Annotated in this window: 17 protein-coding genes; 13 read left to right on the top strand and 4 right to left on the bottom strand. The window is 73.0% G+C overall.

Features of this window, described 5'->3' with window-relative positions:
• The first annotated feature begins 10 nt into the window (after nucleotides 1-10).
• Nucleotides 11-1,837 carry a BACON domain-containing protein gene (locus tag RI578_RS17545; protein ID WP_310871952.1) on the top strand — a complete coding sequence of 609 codons (1,827 nt, stop codon included), beginning with the start codon at nucleotides 11-13 and terminating at the stop codon, nucleotides 1,835-1,837.
• 7 nt (nucleotides 1,838-1,844) lie between these two features.
• On the opposite strand, the gene RI578_RS17540 is transcribed toward RI578_RS17545, so the two are convergent.
• Nucleotides 1,845-2,657, bottom strand: coding sequence for a hypothetical protein (locus tag RI578_RS17540; protein ID WP_310871951.1), 813 nt, complete (start codon nucleotides 2,655-2,657; stop codon nucleotides 1,845-1,847).
• Between the two features lie 71 nt (nucleotides 2,658-2,728).
• On the opposite strand from RI578_RS17540, the gene RI578_RS17535 reads away from it, so the two are divergent.
• The 4 genes from RI578_RS17535 (at nucleotide 2,729) to ilvD (ending at nucleotide 7,189) form a co-directional block, all read left to right on the top strand.
• Complete coding sequence (locus tag RI578_RS17535) at nucleotides 2,729-3,661, top strand: Ppx/GppA phosphatase family protein (protein WP_121748395.1); 933 nt, start codon at nucleotides 2,729-2,731, stop codon at nucleotides 3,659-3,661.
• Nucleotides 3,662-3,746: 85 nt separating this feature from the next.
• Complete coding sequence (locus tag RI578_RS17530; RefSeq protein WP_310871950.1) at nucleotides 3,747-4,604, top strand: sugar phosphate isomerase/epimerase; 858 nt, start codon at nucleotides 3,747-3,749, stop codon at nucleotides 4,602-4,604.
• On the top strand, nucleotides 4,601-5,212 hold the full coding sequence (locus RI578_RS17525; RefSeq protein WP_310871949.1) for a TetR family transcriptional regulator: 612 nt from the start codon (nucleotides 4,601-4,603) through the stop codon (nucleotides 5,210-5,212). Before RI578_RS17530 ends, RI578_RS17525 begins: the two co-directional genes overlap by 4 nt.
• Before the next feature lie 123 nt (nucleotides 5,213-5,335).
• A complete protein-coding gene (ilvD, locus tag RI578_RS17520) occupies nucleotides 5,336-7,189 on the top strand; it encodes a dihydroxy-acid dehydratase (RefSeq protein ID WP_310871948.1) in 1,854 nt (617 codons plus the stop codon).
• Between the two features lie 22 nt (nucleotides 7,190-7,211).
• Here ilvD and RI578_RS17515 read toward each other — a convergent pair whose 3' ends face one another.
• A complete protein-coding gene (locus RI578_RS17515; RefSeq protein ID WP_310871947.1) occupies nucleotides 7,212-9,341 on the bottom strand; it encodes a serine/threonine-protein kinase in 2,130 nt (709 codons plus the stop codon).
• Between the two features lie 182 nt (nucleotides 9,342-9,523).
• On the opposite strand from RI578_RS17515, the gene RI578_RS17510 reads away from it, so the two are divergent.
• From RI578_RS17510 to proC, 7 genes are all read left to right on the top strand, one after another.
• The gene (locus RI578_RS17510; protein WP_310871946.1) at nucleotides 9,524-9,850 is read left to right on the top strand and encodes an SH3 domain-containing protein; all 327 of its coding nucleotides are present in this window, start codon (nucleotides 9,524-9,526) and stop codon (nucleotides 9,848-9,850) included.
• A gap of 153 nt (nucleotides 9,851-10,003) precedes the next feature.
• Nucleotides 10,004-10,672, top strand: a complete 669-nt coding sequence (locus tag RI578_RS17505; protein ID WP_310871945.1) for a DUF4232 domain-containing protein — start codon at nucleotides 10,004-10,006, stop codon at nucleotides 10,670-10,672.
• Nucleotides 10,673-10,753: 81 nt separating this feature from the next.
• Nucleotides 10,754-11,257 carry an EamA/RhaT family transporter gene (locus RI578_RS17500; RefSeq protein WP_310871944.1) on the top strand — a complete coding sequence of 168 codons (504 nt, stop codon included), beginning with the start codon at nucleotides 10,754-10,756 and terminating at the stop codon, nucleotides 11,255-11,257.
• A gap of 241 nt (nucleotides 11,258-11,498) precedes the next feature.
• Nucleotides 11,499-12,338 (top strand): class I SAM-dependent methyltransferase, encoded by an 840-nt coding sequence (locus tag RI578_RS17495; protein ID WP_310871943.1) that lies wholly within the window; start codon nucleotides 11,499-11,501, stop codon nucleotides 12,336-12,338.
• Nucleotides 12,339-12,378: 40 nt separating this feature from the next.
• Complete coding sequence (locus tag RI578_RS17490) at nucleotides 12,379-13,197, top strand: ABC transporter ATP-binding protein (RefSeq protein WP_310871942.1); 819 nt, start codon at nucleotides 12,379-12,381, stop codon at nucleotides 13,195-13,197.
• Nucleotides 13,194-13,994 carry an ABC transporter permease gene (locus tag RI578_RS17485; RefSeq protein ID WP_310871941.1) on the top strand — a complete coding sequence of 267 codons (801 nt, stop codon included), beginning with the start codon at nucleotides 13,194-13,196 and terminating at the stop codon, nucleotides 13,992-13,994. Before RI578_RS17490 ends, RI578_RS17485 begins: the two co-directional genes overlap by 4 nt.
• 232 nt (nucleotides 13,995-14,226) lie before the next feature.
• A complete protein-coding gene (proC, locus tag RI578_RS17480; protein ID WP_310871940.1) occupies nucleotides 14,227-15,039 on the top strand; it encodes a pyrroline-5-carboxylate reductase in 813 nt (270 codons plus the stop codon).
• A 21-nt stretch (nucleotides 15,040-15,060) separates the two neighbouring features.
• Here the strand turns inward: proC and RI578_RS17475 are convergent, their stop codons facing one another.
• Nucleotides 15,061-15,645 (bottom strand): cysteine hydrolase family protein, encoded by a 585-nt coding sequence (locus tag RI578_RS17475; RefSeq protein WP_310871939.1) that lies wholly within the window; start codon nucleotides 15,643-15,645, stop codon nucleotides 15,061-15,063.
• Between the two features lie 75 nt (nucleotides 15,646-15,720).
• Between RI578_RS17475 and RI578_RS17470 the strand changes: the two genes are divergently transcribed.
• Nucleotides 15,721-16,704: a helix-turn-helix domain-containing protein gene (locus tag RI578_RS17470; RefSeq protein WP_310871938.1), complete on the top strand. Its 984-nt coding sequence runs from the start codon at nucleotides 15,721-15,723 to the stop codon at nucleotides 16,702-16,704.
• Here RI578_RS17470 and trpS read toward each other — a convergent pair.
• Nucleotides 16,659-17,669 (bottom strand): tryptophan--tRNA ligase, encoded by a 1,011-nt coding sequence (trpS, locus tag RI578_RS17465; RefSeq protein WP_310871937.1) that lies wholly within the window; start codon nucleotides 17,667-17,669, stop codon nucleotides 16,659-16,661. The genes RI578_RS17470 and trpS overlap by 46 nt on opposite strands.
• Between the last annotated feature and the right edge of the window lie 81 nt (nucleotides 17,670-17,750).

The following is a 17,750-nucleotide window of genomic DNA, read 5'->3' as shown; positions in this document are numbered from 1 at the left end:
TCGCCGAGTGATGAGGAGCAGTCCGGAGACCACGACCCGCACGACCGGCGCACACCGGGCGCACCGGGAAGCGCGTGACCGCACCGCGGCGCGCACGCTGGCGCAGCGGCCGCCCGCGCGCTACGACGCGTATCTGGACGGCCTGTTCACGTACTGCCTGTCCGTGCTCTGCGACCACGACGCCGCGACCGAAGCCCTGGGCGACGTCCTGGCGCTCGCCGAGCGCCGCGGCCACCGCGGCCCGGGAGCCGCCGGGGACCGCAGGGCGTGGATGTACGCGCTGGCCCGCTGGGCCTGCCTGCGCAAGCTGGCCGAGGCCAAGCAGAAACGTCCGAGCAGCCACGCGGCGGGCCGCCCCCACGCCGCCCGGCAGCGCACCGCCCATCAGCAGCACGCACCCCTGTCGCCGCCCACCGCGCACGACGTACGCGACGTACGCGACGGCATCGATGGACGCGACGGCACCGATGGACGCGACGGCAACGACGAAGCACAGCAGCGCCACCGCCGCGAACTCGCCCTGCTCGCCTGGCCGGAGGCCGCCGGCACCACCCCGGAGCAGCGCGAGGCCCTCGAACTCGCCGTGCGCCACCACCTCGCCGCCCACGAGGTCGCCGCCGTCCTCGGCATGGATCTGGCCGCCGCCCGTGAACTGCTCGCCTCCGCCGCCTGCGAGGTCGAGCGCACCCGCGCCGCGCTCGCGGTCGTCGAGACCGGCGGCTGCCCGGGCGTCGCCCGCCTCACCGGCGACAACCAGTACGTACTGAGCGCCGCCCTGCGCCGCGAGCTGGTCCGGCACGTCGACGACTGCCCGCGCTGCCGCCGTACCGCCGAGCGCGCGATCCCGGGCCGCTGGCCCGGCACCAGCGTCACGCCCGCCGAGCTGCCCGTCCTGGAGGCACCCCGCGCGGCGCTGCACGTCGCCATGGCGCACCTCCCGCGCGCGCGGAGCGCCGCACCCCGCTTCGACCGGCGCGGCTTCCCGATGGACCCCAAGGACCGCGCGGCCCGGCGCGACCGCCTGCGCGCGCGTGCCGTCACCACGACCGTCGTGGCCACCGTCGTCGCCGCCCCCGTGCTCGCCCTGTGGGCGGCCTACCGCGGCACCCCGGTCGTCGAGGGCGAGGACGGCCGCTCGGCCAGCGCCAGCGAGGCGCAGGGGCCCGACGGCCTGGACGGCGAGTCGGCGGGCGGCGGCCACGGCTACGAGAACGCGGGCAACGCGAGCACCACCCCCGGCACCCGTTTCGGCAGGAACGGCAAGGCCGACGTCTCCGTGGCGGTCGTCAGCGTCTCCGGCGCGGGCGAGAAGGGCGCCGGTCACCTGGACGTCACGGCCGGCCACGACGGCGACACCACGCTCGTCACCCTGACCGCGACCGGCGACGCACCGGTGCGCTGGTCCGCGTCCACCGGCGCCTCCTGGCTGTACCTGAGCCGGTCGTCGGGCACCCTCGACCCCGGCGAGACGCTGACGATCAAGGTCTACGTCGACCACCTGCGGGAACCGTCCGGCCACTGGAGCGCACGGGTGGCCGTCTCACCCGCCGGCGCCGTCGTCTCCATCGAGGGCTACGGCACCGCGCCCAGCCCTTCCCACCCGGGCCCGCGCCCCAGTACCCCCGACGACTCCCCGCCCCCGTCAGACCCCGGCCCGGACCCGGACCCGTCCCCGTCGACCTCGGCGCCTCCCGACCCGACCCCCACGGACGACCCGTCGCCCACGTCGCCCGACCCGGACCCGACACCCACCGACGACCCGTCGCCCACCGGCGGCACGGGCGGCTCGTCCCCGCCGCCCGGCGAGGACGGCGACCCGAGCCCGTCCACCTCGTAGAGCGGATTCAGCGGGCCGGGTCCGCCGGATGCGGTGCCACCAGGGGCAACTGCGAGGCCAGCCGCTCCTCGCACAGCTCGACCAGCCGGTCGTAGCCCGCCTTGCCCATCAGCTCGATCAGCTCCGGCCGGTACGAGACGTACACCGGGTCGCCGGCGCCGTGCGCCGAGGTCGCCGAGGTGCACCACCAGTGCAGGTCGTGCCCGCCCGGGCCCCACCCGCGCCGGTCGTACTCACCGATCGACACCTGCAGCACGCGGGTGTCGTCGGGCCGGTCGATCCACTCGTACGTCCGCCGGACCGGAAGCTGCCAGCACACGTCCGGCTTGGTCTCCAGCGGCTCCCGCCCCTCCTTGAGGGCCAGGATGTGCAGCGAGCAGCCCGCGCCCCCGGCGAAACCGGGCCGGTTCTGGAAGATGCACGAGCCCTGGAAGGGCCGGGTCTGCCGGGAGCCCTCGTCGTCCTCGGAGATCCAGCCGTCCCGCGTGCCCTCGGCGTGGTGCTGCCAGACGTCCGGCGTGAGCCGTGCCACGTTCTCGGCGACCCGCTTCTCGTCGTCCTCGTCGGAGAAGTGGGCGCCCAGCGAACAGCACCCGTCGTCCGCGCGGCCCGCCTGGATGCCCTGGCAGCCGCTGCCGAAGATGCAGTTCCAGCGGGAGGTCAGCCATGTCAGATCGCACCGGAAGACCTGCTCGTCGTCCGCCGGATCCGGAAACTCCACCCACGCGCGCGCGAAGTCGAGGCCCTTCTCGTCGCCCATTTTGTGCTTCTTGTCCTTCTTGGTCGACTTTTCGTCCTTCGCCTTTTTCGTCTTTGGCACGGCTCCAGGGTAAGTCGCCCGGGCCGGATGACGGCACCGCCGCACTCCCCGCTGGCAGTAGCGTTCCTTACATGAGACTCGGTGTCCTCGACGTGGGTTCGAACACGGTGCATCTGCTGGTGGTGGACGCACACCCGGGCGCGCGCCCGCTGCCCGCCCACTCGCACAAGGCGGAACTGCGCCTCGCCCAGCTCCTCGACGAGGACGGCGCGATCGGCCCCGACGGCGTCGACCGGCTGGTCGCCGTCGTCCGGGAGGCGCTCCAGGCCGCCGAGGACAAGGGCGTCGAGGACCTGCTGCCGTTCGCCACCTCCGCCGTGCGCGAGGCGAGCAACGCCGACGACGTCCTCGCGCGCGTGCGCGAGGAGACAGGCGTCGAGCTGACGGTCCTCAGCGGCGCCGAGGAGGCCCGGCTCACCTTCCTCGCCGTCCGCCGCTGGTTCGGCTGGTCCGCGGGCAAGCTGCTGGTCCTCGACATCGGCGGCGGCTCCCTGGAGATCGCCTACGGCATCGACGAGGAGCCCGACACCGCCGTGTCGCTGCCGCTCGGCGCGGGCCGGCTGACCGCCGCCCGGCTGCCCGGCGACCCGCCCCACCCGGACGACGTCAGGGCGCTGCGCCGCCACGTCCGCACCGAGATCGCCCGCACGGTCGGCGACTTCAGCCGCTTCGGCGCCCCCGACCACGTGGTCGCCACCTCCAAGACCTTCCGGCAGCTGGCCCGCATCGCCGGCGCCGCCCGCTCCGCCGAGGGCCTCTACGTCCAGCGCGAGCTGAAGCGGGCCTCCCTGGAGGCGTGGGTGCCCCGCCTGGCCGCCATGACCACCGCCGAGCGCGCCGAGCTCCCCGGCGTCTCCGAGGGCCGCGCGAACCAGCTCCTGGCCGGTGCCCTGGTCGCCGAGGCCGCGATGGACCTCTTCCACGTGGAAAGCCTGGAGATCTGCCCATGGGCACTCAGAGAGGGAGTCATCCTCCGGCGCCTCGACCACATGGGCCCGGTGTAGCGCGCCGCACTCGCCGTACGTCAATCACCACAACGGCGAAAGGGCACCCCGCACCCACCCGACCCCACCCCGTAACCTGACCCCCGTGGCAAAACCAAGGGACGTAGTCCGCATCCCGGATGCGAAGGTCGCCCTGTCGACGGCTTCCGTCTACCCGGAGTCGACCGCGACGGCCTTCGAGATCGCCGCGCGCCTCGGCTACGACGGAGTCGAGGTCATGGTGTGGACCGATCCGGTCAGCCAGGACATCGACGCGCTACGCAGACTCAGCGACTACCACCGCATGCCGATCCTGGCCGTGCACGCGCCCTGCCTGCTCATCACCCAGCGCGTCTGGTCCACCGACCCCTGGGTCAAGCTCCAGCGCGCCCGCGCCGCCGCCGAGAGACTCGGCGCGAGCGCCGTGGTGGTCCACCCCCCGTTCCGCTGGCAGCGGCAGTACGCCCGGGACTTCGTCAGCGGCATCTGGCGGATGGCGGACGAGACGGACGTGCGGTTCGCCGTCGAGAACATGTACCCCTGGCGCTACCGCGACCGCGAGATGCAGGCGTACGCCCCCGACTGGGACGTGACGAAGGAGGACTACCGTCACTTCACGATCGACCTCAGCCACGCCGCCACCTCCCGCACCGACACCCTCGACATGCTCGACCGCATGAGCGACCGCCTCGGCCACGTCCACCTCGCCGACGGCAAGGGCTCCGCCAAGGACGAACACCTCGTCCCCGGCCGCGGCGACCAGCCCTGCGCCGAGGTGCTGGAGCACCTCGCGCACACCGGCTTCGACGGCCACGTCGTCATCGAGGTCAACACCCGTCGCGCGATGTCCAGCGCCGAACGTGAGGCCGATCTCGCCGAAGCACTGGCCTTCGCCCGCCTGCACCTGGCGTCGGCGGGCGCACCGGGCCCGGCGGGCCCGGCGGCGAAGGCGCACCGGCGGTGAGCGACGCCGGCGGGGGGACCCGCCGCCGCGGCCGTCCACCGCGCACGGAGTCCGCCGGCACCCGCGACCGCATCCTCACCGCGGCCCGCGAGGAGTTCTCCGAGCGCGGCTACGAGAAGACGTCCGTACGCGGCATCGCCAAGACGGCGGGCGTGGACCCGGCACTGGTGCACCACTACTTCGGCACCAAGGAGCAGGTCTTCGAGGCGGCCATCGAGGTCGCCTTCGCACCGGTCCTCGGAGCCCCCGAGGCGATCGGCGACGGCCCCCTCGACGGGGTCGGCGAACGGCTCACCCGCTTCTTCTTCGGCCTCTGGGAGAACCCGGCCACCCGTACTCCGCTGCTGGCCATCGTCCGCTCCGCCCTGAACAACGAGACCGCCGCCGCCGTCTTCCGCCGCCTGATCGCCGCCCAGCTGCTGCGCCGCATCGCGGCCCGGCTGGACCTGCCGGACGCGGAGCTGCGCGCCGAGCTGGCGGCCGCGCAGCTGGTGGGGTGCGCCGTGCTCCGTTACGTGATCAAGGCGGAGCCGCTGGCCTCGGCGGACCCGGAGCGGATCATCGCCCGCCTGGCACCGGTCGTACAGGGCCACCTCACCGGCCCCTGACGCACCCTTCGCACGGGGTCGGCGGCGAGACGAGCATCCCGCATTACGGACACCCTGTCCCGGCCCCTGGATGACCGGCGTACGCTCGACGACAGTCATAACTCTCCGAAGGAGCGAGCGACGATGCCCGAACTGAGGTCCCGCACAGTCACCCACGGCCGCAACATGGCGGGCGCCCGCGCCCTTATGCGTGCCTCCGGTGTACCCGGCGCGGACATCGGGCGGAAGCCGATCATCGCGGTCGCCAACAGCTTCACGGAGTTCGTGCCGGGCCACACCCACCTCGCCCCGGTCGGCCGGATCGTCAGCGAGGCGGTCGTCGCGGCCGGCGGCATCCCGCGCGAGTTCAACACGATCGCCGTCGACGACGGCATCGCGATGGGCCACGGCGGCATGCTCTACTCCCTGCCCTCCCGCGACCTGATCGCGGACAGCGTGGAGTACATGGTCGAGGCCCACTGCGCCGACGCCCTGATCTGCATCTCCAACTGCGACAAGATCACCCCGGGCATGCTCAACGCGGCTCTCCGCCTGAACATCCCCACGGTCTTCGTCTCCGGCGGCCCGATGGAGTCCGGCCGCGCCACCCTGGTCGACGGCACGGTCCGCACCCTGGACCTGGTCGACGCGATGTCGGAGGCGGTCAACGACAAGATCTCCGACGAGGACATCCTCCGCATCGAGGAGAACGCCTGTCCGACCTGCGGCTCCTGCTCCGGCATGTTCACCGCCAACTCGATGAACTGCCTGACCGAGGCCATCGGCCTCTCCCTCCCCGGCAACGGCTCGGTCCTGGCCACCCACACCGCCCGCAAGGCGCTCTACGAGAACGCCGCGCACACGGTCCTGGACCTGACCCGCCGCTACTACGAGCAGGACGACGACTCGGTCCTGCCTCGCAACATCGCCACCGCCGCCGCCTTCGGCAACGCCATGGCGCTGGACATCGCGATGGGCGGCTCCACCAACACGATCCTGCACCTGCTGGCCGCCGCACAGGAGGCCGAGGTCTCCTACGGCCTCGCCGAGATGGACGCCCTCTCGCGCAGCGTCCCCTGCCTGGCCAAGGTCGCGCCCAACGTCGCCAAGGACCGCACGTACTACATGGAGGACGTGCACCGCGCCGGCGGCATCCCCGCCCTCCTCGGCGAACTGCACCGCGCGGGCCTGCTCAACGAGGACGTGCACTCCGTCCACAGCCCGTCCCTGGCCGACTGGCTGAAGACCTGGGACGTCCGAGGCGGCTCCCCGTCCCCGGAGGCCCTGGAACTGTGGCACGCGGCCCCCGGCTGCGTCCGCTCCGCCGAGGCCTTCTCCCAGTCCGAGCGCTGGGACTCCCTCGACGAGGACGCCGAGGGCGGCTGCATCCGCTCCGCCGAGCACGCCTACTCCAAGGACGGCGGCCTCGCGGTCCTGCGCGGCAACCTGGCGGTCGACGGCTGCGTCGTGAAGACGGCGGGCGTCGACGAGTCCATCTGGACCTTCGAGGGCCCGGCGGTCGTCTGCGAGTCGCAGGAGGAGGCCGTCCAGAAGATCCTCACCCAGCAGGTCAAGGAGGGCGACGTCGTCGTCATCCGCTACGAGGGCCCCAAGGGCGGCCCCGGCATGCAGGAGATGCTCTACCCGACCTCGTACCTGAAGGGCCGCGGCCTCGGCAAGGCCTGCGCCCTGGTCACCGACGGCCGCTTCTCCGGCGGCACCTCGGGCCTGTCCATCGGCCACGCCTCGCCCGAGGCGGCCGCCGGCGGCACCATCGCCCTCGTCGAGAACGGCGACCGCGTCCGCATCGACATCCCGAACCGCTCCATCGAGCTGCTGGTCGACGACGCCGAGCTGGCCCGCCGCGAGCAGGCCCTGGGCGGCGTGTACGCCCCGAAGAACCGCGACCGCAAGGTCTCCGCGGCCCTCAAGGCGTACGCCGCGATGGCGACCAGCGCGGACAAGGGCGCGGTGCGCGACGTCAGCAAGCTGGGCTGACCCCCTCGGCGGGATCCGCGGCCTACCAGGCCCCCGGGTCCCGCCCCGGCACCCCGAACACCGTCCCGTCCGGCGCCCCGGCGTACACGTGCCCGCCCGCCAGCAGCGGCGCCGGCAGTGACGCGGGCACCTTGTCGGAGTCGTCGCCGAGCCGGGGCCGGGTCTGTCCGAGGAGCCTGCCCTTGCGGGCGTCGACGCCGAGGAGCCGCCCGTCGGGGGCGGTGACGTACACGTGCCGCCCGTCGGAGACCGGCGCCGAGCCCCGGCTCACGCCCGTCTCCAGCCGCCACGCCTGCTCCCCCGCCGCCATGTCCACGGCGACCAGCGAGCCGCCCGCGCCCATGAGGTACACGGTGTCCCCGCGCACGCCCGCCGACGCCGACGCCTGCTCGACCGGGATCGGCAGCGTCACCCGGCGGGTCGCCCCGGTGGCGGGCGTGTAGCGGACCACGGCCTTGACGTCGCCGTAGGCCGCCCCTTCGGCGACGAGGAACACGGATCCGTCCGCCGCCCCCACGGGCGTCAGCGTCCCCGCCAGCTCCGTGTCCCACCGCACGTCCCCGTCGGCCGGGTCCACCGCGGTGACCCGGGTCCGCTGCCCGTCCGGGGTTCCGCTCGTCGCGTACGCCACCGGTCGCCGCTCACCGGCGAACGAGGTGAAGTACGGCACGGACTGCCCGGGGATCCGGTGCGACCACCGGGGACGCCCCGAGGCGCTGTCCACACCGGTGACCGTCCCGTCGGCGCGGGTGAGCAGGAGCATGTCGCCGACGCACCGCAGACCGTCGTACGCGGGCATCTCCTCCTGCCACACCGGCTCGCCCGTGGCGGGGTCGAGCGCCTCCAACGGGCCCAGCAGGCCGACCTCGGGCTGTACGAGCCCGCCCGACACGACCGGCGGTTCGCTCCGCACGGCCTCCTCCACGGCGTGCCGCCACAGCGTGCTGCCGTCGGCCGGATCGATCGCGAAGACCAGCCCGGGCCGCGCGCACAGCAGCCGCCGCGCCGCGTACGAGCACTGGGGGACGCCACCGCCCTTCGACGCGGGCACCGCCTCCCACCCGCCGAACCCGCCCGGGCCGCTCTGCGCGGCGGGCGCCCGGTGCGCCGGTTCGGCGTCGCCGGACAGCTGGACCGCGACGAGACCTCCGGTCACGGCGAGGCAGAGCGCACCGGCCACGAGCGCCGCCCGCCTGCCGAGCCGCCGCACGGCCGGCTCGGCGGGAGCCTCCGGCGCCGGGGCCCGCTCCGAAGCAGCGGCCGCCGCCGGGGCCGACGAGTCCTCCACCCGCTGTGCCGGTATGAACACCTGCGTGTCGTACGCCGCCGCCACCGACCGCAGCTCCCGCATCAGCTCGTCCGGGGTGGGCCGGTCGGCGGGCTCCTTGGCGAGGCACCGCAGCACCAGCGGCGCCAGCGTCTCCGGTACGCCGGTCAGGTCGGGTTCGTCGTGCACGACCTGGTAGGCGACGACGTACGGACTGTCGGAGTCGAACGGCCCGCGTCCGGTCGCCGCGTGCACCATGAGCGACCCGAGCGCGAACACGTCCGCGGCGGGCCCCACCTCGCGGGGGCGCCGGAACTGCTCGGGCGCCATGAACGGCGGCGTGCCGATCAGCTTCCCCGTCTCCGTCCGCAGTTCACTGTCCTTCGGCCGGGAGATGCCGAAGTCGATGACCTTCGGCCCGTCCTCGGCGAGCAGCACGTTGCTCGGCTTCAGATCCCGGTGCACGACCCCCACCCGATGGATGTCGCGCAGCGCCTCCGCGAGTCCGGCCATCAGCCGGCGCAACTGGGCGGGATCCATCGGACCGTTCCGCTTCACCTGCTCGGAAAGCGTGGGACCAGGGATGTACAGCGTGGCCATCCAGGGCCGCCCGGCATCCGGATCGGCGTCGACGACCGGCGCCGTGAAGGCCCCGCTCACCCGCCGCGCAGCGGCCACCTCCTGCCGGAACCGCCCTCTGAACTCGGGATCCAGGGCGTACCGGGCGTGCACGACCTTCACCGCGACCCGCATCCCGGAAGTGCTGCGGGCCAGGTGCACGACCCCCATGCCACCCGAGCCCAGACAGGACTCGAGTCGGTAGTGACCGGCGTACTCCGGAAGTTCCGCTTCCGCGCCCGCTCCGGCGTTCGGCTGCGGCGCCATGGAACCACCCCCGTGCTGTTCGTTCGCGCGCGCGACGCTCGGAGCCTAGTCGATGGTTCTTTTGGGGCCGAAGAGGCTTGCTAGCCTCCGCGTGCGAGTTGCGAACTGGTGTTTCGCATCTTGATCCATGGGAATCAACGTGACCCCACGAAACCCGTGGGGTACGACGGGGGAGGTTTTTCATGTCTGTCGACCAGCTCACGGACGCCACGGGCGGGGACGAGAAGGCGACCACGGAGGCCGTCACCACGGCAGCCGCTGCCGCCGGCTCCTACCCGGTGGCGCCGGGCTACCGGCTGAACGTCCGCAGCGGTCCCGGCACCGGCTACTCCATCGTGCGGACCCTGCCCGAGGGCTCCCGGGTCCAGATCCGCTGCCAGACGCCGGGGACCCGGGTCTCGGGCCCGTACGGCACCTCGAACATCTGGGACGGCATCGGCAGCGGTCAGTACGTCTCCGACGCGTACGTCCGCACCGGCAGCGACGGTTACGTGGCCCCTCGCTGCTGACCTTGTAACAGGGCTGTCCTGAAGGCGTATTAGGAGGTTGCCGAGAGGAACGGCGTGCCGGGCCGAGTGGCTCTTGATGGTCGGAAACACCGCCTGCTCGCACCGTTGGGTGCGGGCGGACCGGCACGCCAACCGACTCTGAGGTAGACAACGATGCGCGTTCGCAAGCTGACCATCGCCGCCATGGCCCTCGCCGCCGGTCTCTCGCTCACGGCCTGCCAGAACGACGACGACGGCACGGACCGGAGCGCCGCACCGCCGGCCGCCTCCACCGCCTCCTCCTCGACCGGCGGCTCGGACTCGGCCGGCTCGGACCAGCAGGGCGGCACCGACTCCGAAGGGAAGACCCCCAACGGCACCGGTGGCACCGGCGGAACCGGCGGCACCGACGAGGACGGCAAGGCCGCCAAGTGCCGCACCGACGAGCTGGAGATCACGGCGACCGACGCAACGATCGGCGGCGACGACAGGGGCACCGTCGCGGTGGACCTGAAGAACGGCGGCGGCCGGGACTGCTCGCTCGCGGGCTACGCGGGCGTCGACCTGAAGACGAACTCCGGCACCCTGTCCGCCGAGCGCACGGGTGAGTCGGCCCCCTCGGTCGTCCTCGCGGACGGCGACACGGTGACCTTCGGCATCACCTACCCGATCAACGACTCGGGCGGTTCCGGTGTCCGCATCACCGGCCTGGTGGTGACCCCGCCGGACGAGACCAAGTCGGTCACCCTCGACTGGCCGGGCGGCGCCACGCTGCCCGTCACGGACGGCTCCGGCACCCCGGTGCAGGTCGGCCCGCTCGGCAGCGCCGGCCAGGGCGGCTGACGCACCCCACGTCCCACGAGTCTTCGTCCGGTGTGCCGGGCCCGCTCGGGGCCCGCGCCGCACCGGCGCCATAATCGACCCGTGAGCGCAGAGAACGGTAAGAACGGCATCCCGGACGTCCCCGCGGGCCCCCGCCCCGAGCCCCTCCGGTTCTACGGCACGACCTGGGTGCACCACGACAACGGCTACACCGCCCGCCGGGCGGGCCTCGCCGTCGGCTCCCTCGCCGTGGCGGCCGCCGCCTGCTTCGTGCTCCGCATCGCCTACCAGGGCCTCCAGATCGCCGACATCGGCAGCTTCGTCTCGCTGCTGATGATCGTGATGTTCGCGATCTGCAGCACCCTGGCCTTCCGCCACACCTGGTCCGGCTTCACCAGCCGTCCCGACCCCGACCGTCAGGCATCGATGCGCGGCCTGCTCGCCATCGGCTTCGTCGGCTCCCTCCTCGCCTACTTCTTCCGCACCTTCACCGAGGCCCCGGGCGAGAAACTGCACCGCGCGGAGTACGAGAAGGCCCGCGAGGAGTACGAGAAGCGCATCACCCGCCGCTCGGGCAACCCGACGAAGAAGCGCCGCCGGAAGTAGACGAAGCGTCGCCGGAAGCAGCGGAGAGCCCGCAAGCGAGGGCGGGGAGCGAGCGCTCGGAAGGGAGAGCCCGCAAGCGAGGGCGGGGAGCGAGCGCCGCAAGCGAGGGCCCGTAGGCGAGCGCCCGGAGCGAGCGCCCGGAGCCAGAGCCCCGCAGCAGGACGGGAGCCCGGACGCTCCCTTCCACGGCGCTCCCGAAGACCCCCTACGCCCCGCCGCCCCACCCGGCCACCATGGCCGTATGACGACACCGACACCGCCGACACCGCCGGCCCCGGCCCCGGACGCCCCGGCCGCTCCAACCACCCCCGCGCAGGCCGGCCACAGCGCCCGGGCCCACTCCTTCAACGCCGCCGCGGCCCAGTACGCCGCCAACCGCCCCTCCTACCCGCCCGCCCTCTTCGACGCGCTGGAGGAGCTGGCCGGCCGCCCCCTCAAGGGCTCCCGCGTCGTGGACGTCGGCGCCGGTACAGGTCTCGCGACCGCCCGCCTGCACGAGCGCGGTGCCGACGTGATCGCCGTGGAACCCGGCGCCGGCATGGCCACCGAGTTCCGCCGCACCCTCCCCGGCGTGCCGATCGTCCGCGGCAACGGCAACGCCCTCCCCCTGGCCGACCACACCGCCGACCTCCTCACCTACGCCCAGGCCTGGCACTGGACCGACCCCGCCCTGGCCGTCCCGGAGGCGCTGCGCGTGCTGCGTCCGGGCGGCGCGCTGGCGCTGTGGTGGAACACCGAGGCCCTCGACGTGCCCTGGATCGCCGCGGCGGCCCGGCGCATCGACCAGCACTTCGACCTCGACCTCTCCGCCGAGAAGCGGAACCTCGGCCCGGGCGCCGCCGACCCCGCCGGCCGCCTCGGACTCACCCGCCGCGAGATCCGCTGGAGCCGTCGCGTCCCCGTCGACGCCCACCTGGCCAACCTCGCCAGCCACTCGGTCTTCCTGACCGACACCGACGAACGCCGCGCGGCCTTCCTGGCCGACGAGCGCCGGCACCTCCTGGCCGTCTTCCCGGACGGAGTCGTCGAGGAGACGTACGTCGTCGTCCTCCTGCTCGCCAGGAGCCCCGTGACCCCGTGACCCCTTGACGACGGATGGGGCTGGGAGGAGTATTCATCACATGATGAATTACTCTTCCGCCCCGCCCGGAGAAGCCGGCGGCGACCCCGCCCCGCCCGCGGTCCACGCCGAGGACGTCACCGTCGTCCGCGGCCCCCGCACTGTCCTGCGCGGCCTCGGCTTCACCGTCCCGCGCGGCCGGATCACCGGCCTCCTCGGCCCCTCCGGCTGCGGCAAGTCGACGCTGATGCGGGCGATCGTCGGCACCCAGGCCAAGGTCACCGGCACCCTGGACGTCCTCGGCCGCCCCGCCGGCCACCCGGCCCTGCGCACCCGCATCGGCTACGTCACCCAGGCCCCGTCCGTCTTCGACGACCTGACCGCCCGCCAGAACCTGGACTACTTCGCCGAGATCCTCGACCCCGGCCGGACGGCCTCCGACCGTCGCCGCGAGGACGTCACCCGGGTCATCGCCGACGTCGACCTCACCACCCACGCCGACGCCCTGGCCGGCAACCTCTCCGGCGGCCAGCGCAGCCGCGTCTCCCTCGCCGTCGCCCTCCTGGGCGCCCCCGAACTCCTGGTCCTCGACGAACCCACGGTCGGCCTCGACCCCGTACTCCGCCGAGACCTGTGGACCCTCTTCCACTCCATCGCCGCCGACCGCGGCGCCACCCTCCTCGTCTCCTCCCACGTCATGGACGAGGCCGAGCGCTGCCACCGCCTCCTCCTGATGCGCGAGGGCGAGGTCCTCGCCGACGACACCCCCGACGCCCTGCGCACCCGTACCGGCTCAGAGACGGTCGAGGAAGCCTTCCTCCACCTGGTCGACGAGGCGAAGGCGAAGGCGGCGGCCCGCACGAAGGAGACCACTCGATGACCACGCCCACGGCCCCCGCGACGCCCGCACCCGCGCTCACCCCGGCCCCCACTCGCCCCCTGAGCCTCTCCCGCACCACAGCCACCGCGACCAGGGTCCTGCGCCAGCTGAGCCACGACCCCCGCACCATCGCCCTGCTGATGCTGATCCCCTGCGTGATGCTCTTCCTGCTGCGCTACGTCTTCGACGGCAGCCCGCGCACCTTCGACAACATCGGCGCCTCGCTCCTCGGCATCTTCCCGCTGATCACGATGTTCCTGGTCACGTCCATCGCGACGCTGCGCGAGCGCACCTCCGGCACCCTGGAACGCCTCCTCGCCATGCCGCTCGGCAAGGGCGACCTCATCGCCGGCTACGCCCTCGCCTTCGGTGCCCTCGCCATCGTCCAGTCGGCCCTGGCCACCGGCCTCGCGGTCTGGTTCCTGGGCCTGGACGTGACCGGCAGCCCCTGGCTGCTCCTCCTGGTCGCCCTGCTCGACGCCCTCCTGGGCACCGCACTCGGCCTCTTCGTCTCGGCCTTCGCGGCCTCCGAGTTCCAGGCGGTGCAGTTCATGCCGGCGGTGATCTTCCCCCAGCTCCTCCTCTGCGGCCTCTTCACCCCGCGCGACAAGATGCACCCGGCCCTGGAGGCCGTCTCCGACGTACTGCCGATGTCCTACGCGGTCGACGGCATGAACGAGGTCCTCCGCCACGCCGACATGACCACCGCCTTCGTACGGGACGCCCTGATCGTCGCGGGCTGCGCCCTCCTGGTCCTGGCCCTGGGCGCGGCGACCTTGAAACGCCGAACGGCATAACAGCCCGTCCGGCGTTTGAGGACGAGGCCGTCAAGGCCGAAAGCGGGGGTCTGGGGGCGCAGCCCCCAGGGACGGGAACGGGAAGGGGCGGCGGGGGCGAAATCCCTCCACGGACCGACCGCCCACCGGCGTCCCGCGGACTGGACGCGACGCCCCCACCCGCTCCGTGAATGCGAGGATGACGACGACGGACGACGCACCCAAGACAGGGCACCGGAGGGCACCGAACGCCATGACCCAGAAAGTCGCAGTCCTCGGCACCGGCAAGATCGGCGAAGCCCTGCTCAGCGGAATGATCGGAGCCGGCTGGGCACCCGCCGACCTCCTGGTCACCGCCCGCCGCCGGGAACGGGCCGAAGAACTCCGCGCCCGCCACGGAGTCACCCCGGTCACCAACGCCGAGGCCGCCAAGTCCGCCGACACCCTGATCCTCACGGTCAAGCCCCAGGACATGGGCACCCTCCTCGACGAACTCGCCCCGCACGTCCCCGCCGACCGCCTGGTCATCAGCGGCGCCGCGGGCATCCCGACCGCCTTCTTCGAGGAGCGCCTCGCCCCCGGCACCCCGGTGGTCCGCGTCATGACGAACACCCCCGCCCTCGTGGACGAGGCCATGTCCGTCATCTCCGCCGGCACCCACGCCACCGCCGACCACCTCACGCACACCGAGGAGATCTTCGGCGCCGTCGGCAAGACTCTCCGCGTCCCCGAGTCCCAGCAGGACGCCTGCACCGCCCTCTCCGGCTCCGGCCCGGCGTACTTCTTCTACCTGGTCGAGGCCATGACCGACGCCGGCATCCTCCTCGGGCTGCCCCGCGACAAGGCCCACGACCTGATCGTCCAGTCCGCGATCGGCGCCGCGACCATGCTCCGCGACAGCGGCGAACACCCGGTCAAGCTCCGCGAGAACGTCACGTCCCCCGCCGGCACCACCATCAACGCCATCCGCGAACTGGAGAACCACGGCGTCCGCGCCGCCCTCATCGCCGCCCTGGAAGCCGCCCGCGACCGCAGCCGCGAACTCGCCTCCGGCACCAAGGACTGACAGAACGTACGTCTGCGGGGCTCACTTCACCGCCGCCACCACATCCTCCGTCGCCACCACCGTCGCGAACCCGCCCCCGTGTAGCGACACCGCCGACGCCCGCGCCAGCTCCTCCGCGCTCTGCCGCCAGCCGAAGGGCCCCTCCAGACCGAAGGTGTACGTCGCGTCGAACGCGACGACGACCTCGTACCCGAGGTTCCCACCCATCCGTGCCGTCGTCTCGACGCACATGTTCGTCTGGATCCCGGCCAGCACGATCTGCGAGATCCCCGCCTCCCGCAGCCAGGCCCCCAGGTCGGGCGTCCCGAGGAACGCCGAGTTCACGCTCTTCGTGACCAGCAGCTCGGCCCCGCCCCCCTTCCCGCGACGCCCCTCCACGTACTCCTTGAACCCGTTGCCCGCGTACCCCGCCCGCAACGGCGACCCGGACTTGACGGAGTCGTGCCGCACGAAGACGACCGGCCGCCCGGTCGACTGCCACACGTCGATGAGGGCGGCGATGTTGTCGTCCGCCGCCGGATTGTTGCGCGCACCCCAGAAGTCGACCTCCTCGAAGCCCTTCTGCACGTCCACGACCACCAGTGCTGCGTTCTCAGCGATGTCCATGCCCTCGATCGTGCCGCCCGGCAGCACCGGGCCCCAGGGGTACAGAAGCCAGCGATCGATGTTTTACTGCCACTCATGGCAGCCCCCTACCGCGTCGCCCTCGTGGCCTTCCCCGGCATCCGGGCCTTCGACGTCTCCGTCATCACCGAGGTCTGGGGCACCGACCGCACCGACCGCGGCGCCCCCGCCTTCGAACTCCGCCGGGTCGCCGCCGACGGCACCACCGCCGTCCCCATGCGCGGCGGCCTCGCCCTCCACCCCGACCGCACCCTCGACTGGCTGGACGGCGCCGACCTCGTCCTGGTCCCCGGCCTCGACGACCACCTCACCCCGGCCCCCGCCCCGGTCCTCGACGCCCTCCGCCGCGCCCACGCCCGCGGCACCACCGTCGCGGCCCTGTGCGGCGGCGCCTTCACCCTCGCCCAGGCCGGCCTGCTCGACGGCCGCCGAGCCATCACCCACTGGCGACTGACCGACCTCCTGCGCTCCCAGCACCGCCGCGTCACCGTCGTCCCCGACGCCCTCTTCATCGAGGACGACAACATCTGGACCGCCGCCGGCACGGCCGCCGGCATCGACCTCTGCCTCCACCTGGTCCGCCTGGCCCACGGCGCCGAAGCCGCCGCCACCATCGCCCGTTCGATGGTCACGGCCCCCTTCCGCACCGGCACGCAGGCCCAGTTCATCGAGCACCCCACACCCCGGGCCGCCCGGGACGCCGACGCCCTCGCCGCCGTCCGCGAACACGCCCTGCGCCACCTTCACGAGCCGCTGACGATCGCAGACCTGGCAGCCCGCGCCGGCATGTCCCCCCGCTCCTTCGCCCGCCACTTCACCGCGGCCACCGGTACCACCCCCCTGCGCTGGCTCCTGGACCAGCGCATCGCCGCGGCCCAGAAGCTCCTCGAACGCACCGACCTGCCCATGCCCGAGGTCGCCCGCCGGTCCGGCTTCGGCAGCGAGGTCACGATGCGCCAGCACTTCGCATCGCGCCTCGCCACCAGCCCCCGCGCCTACCGGGCCGCGTTCACGGGAGGCAGCAACCCGATCGCCCGGTAAGCGGCATCCACGGTCGGCCGAGCCATCGCCCGGGCCTTCTCCGCACCCTCCCGGAGCACACCCTCCACATACCCGGGGTCCGCGCACAGCTCCTTGTGCCGCTCCTGCACCGGCCGCAGCACCTCGACGACGGCCTCCGCGGTGTCCTTCTTCAACGCGCCGTACGAGTCGTACCCACCCGCCAGCTCCGCCGGCTCCCCGCCCGTGCAGGCGGCGAGAATCTCCAGCAGGTTCGCGAGCCCCGGCCGCTCCTCCCGGTCGTACACGACCTCGCGTCCGCTGTCGGTCACGGCCCGCATGACCTTCTTGCGCACCACGTCCGGCTCATCCAGCAGATAGACGATCCCCGGCCCGACGTCGTCGCTCTTCCCCATCTTCGACGCCGGCTCCTGCAGATTCATCACCCGAGCCGCCACCGCGGGATTCGTCGCCCGCGGCACCACGAACGTGTGTCCGTACCGCTGGTTGAACCGCACCGCGAGATCCCGCGCCAGCTCCACGTGCTGCGTCTGGTCGTTCCCGACCGGCACGTCGTCCGTCCCGTACGCCAGGATGTCGGCCGCCATCAGCACCGGATACGTCAGCAGCGACAGCCGCACACTCCCGCCCCGCTCCCGCTCCCGCGCGGCCTTCTCCTTGTACTGGATCATCCGCCGCATCTCCCCGTCGGTGGCGACGCACTCCAGTACGTACGACAGCCGGGCGTGCTCGTCCACGTGACTCTGCACGAACACGGTGCACAGCTCCGGATCCAACCCCGCCGCCAGCAGCAACGAGGCCGCCTGCCGACTGAGTCTGCGCACCCGCGCCGGATCGTGATCCACGGTCAGCGCGTGCAGATCGACCACGCAGAACAGGGCGTCCGATCGGTGCTGGTCCTCCGCGGCCCACTGCCGCATGGCTCCCAGATAGTTCCCCAGCGTCAGATGCCCGGTCGGCTTGACCCCACTGAAGACCCGTGTCATCTCTCCACCTCCTGGTCAGGGCCGCCGCCACCCGCCGGCCGCCCCTCCTGGAGGGAGATACGAGAACGGCCGCCGAAGCGG

Origin of the sequence: Streptomyces sp. BB1-1-1, from assembly GCF_031597775.1 — a bacterium.
GTDB lineage: Bacteria > Actinomycetota > Actinomycetes > Streptomycetales > Streptomycetaceae > Streptomyces > Streptomyces thinghirensis.
This window is presented reverse-complemented; position numbering and strand designations above follow the sequence as displayed.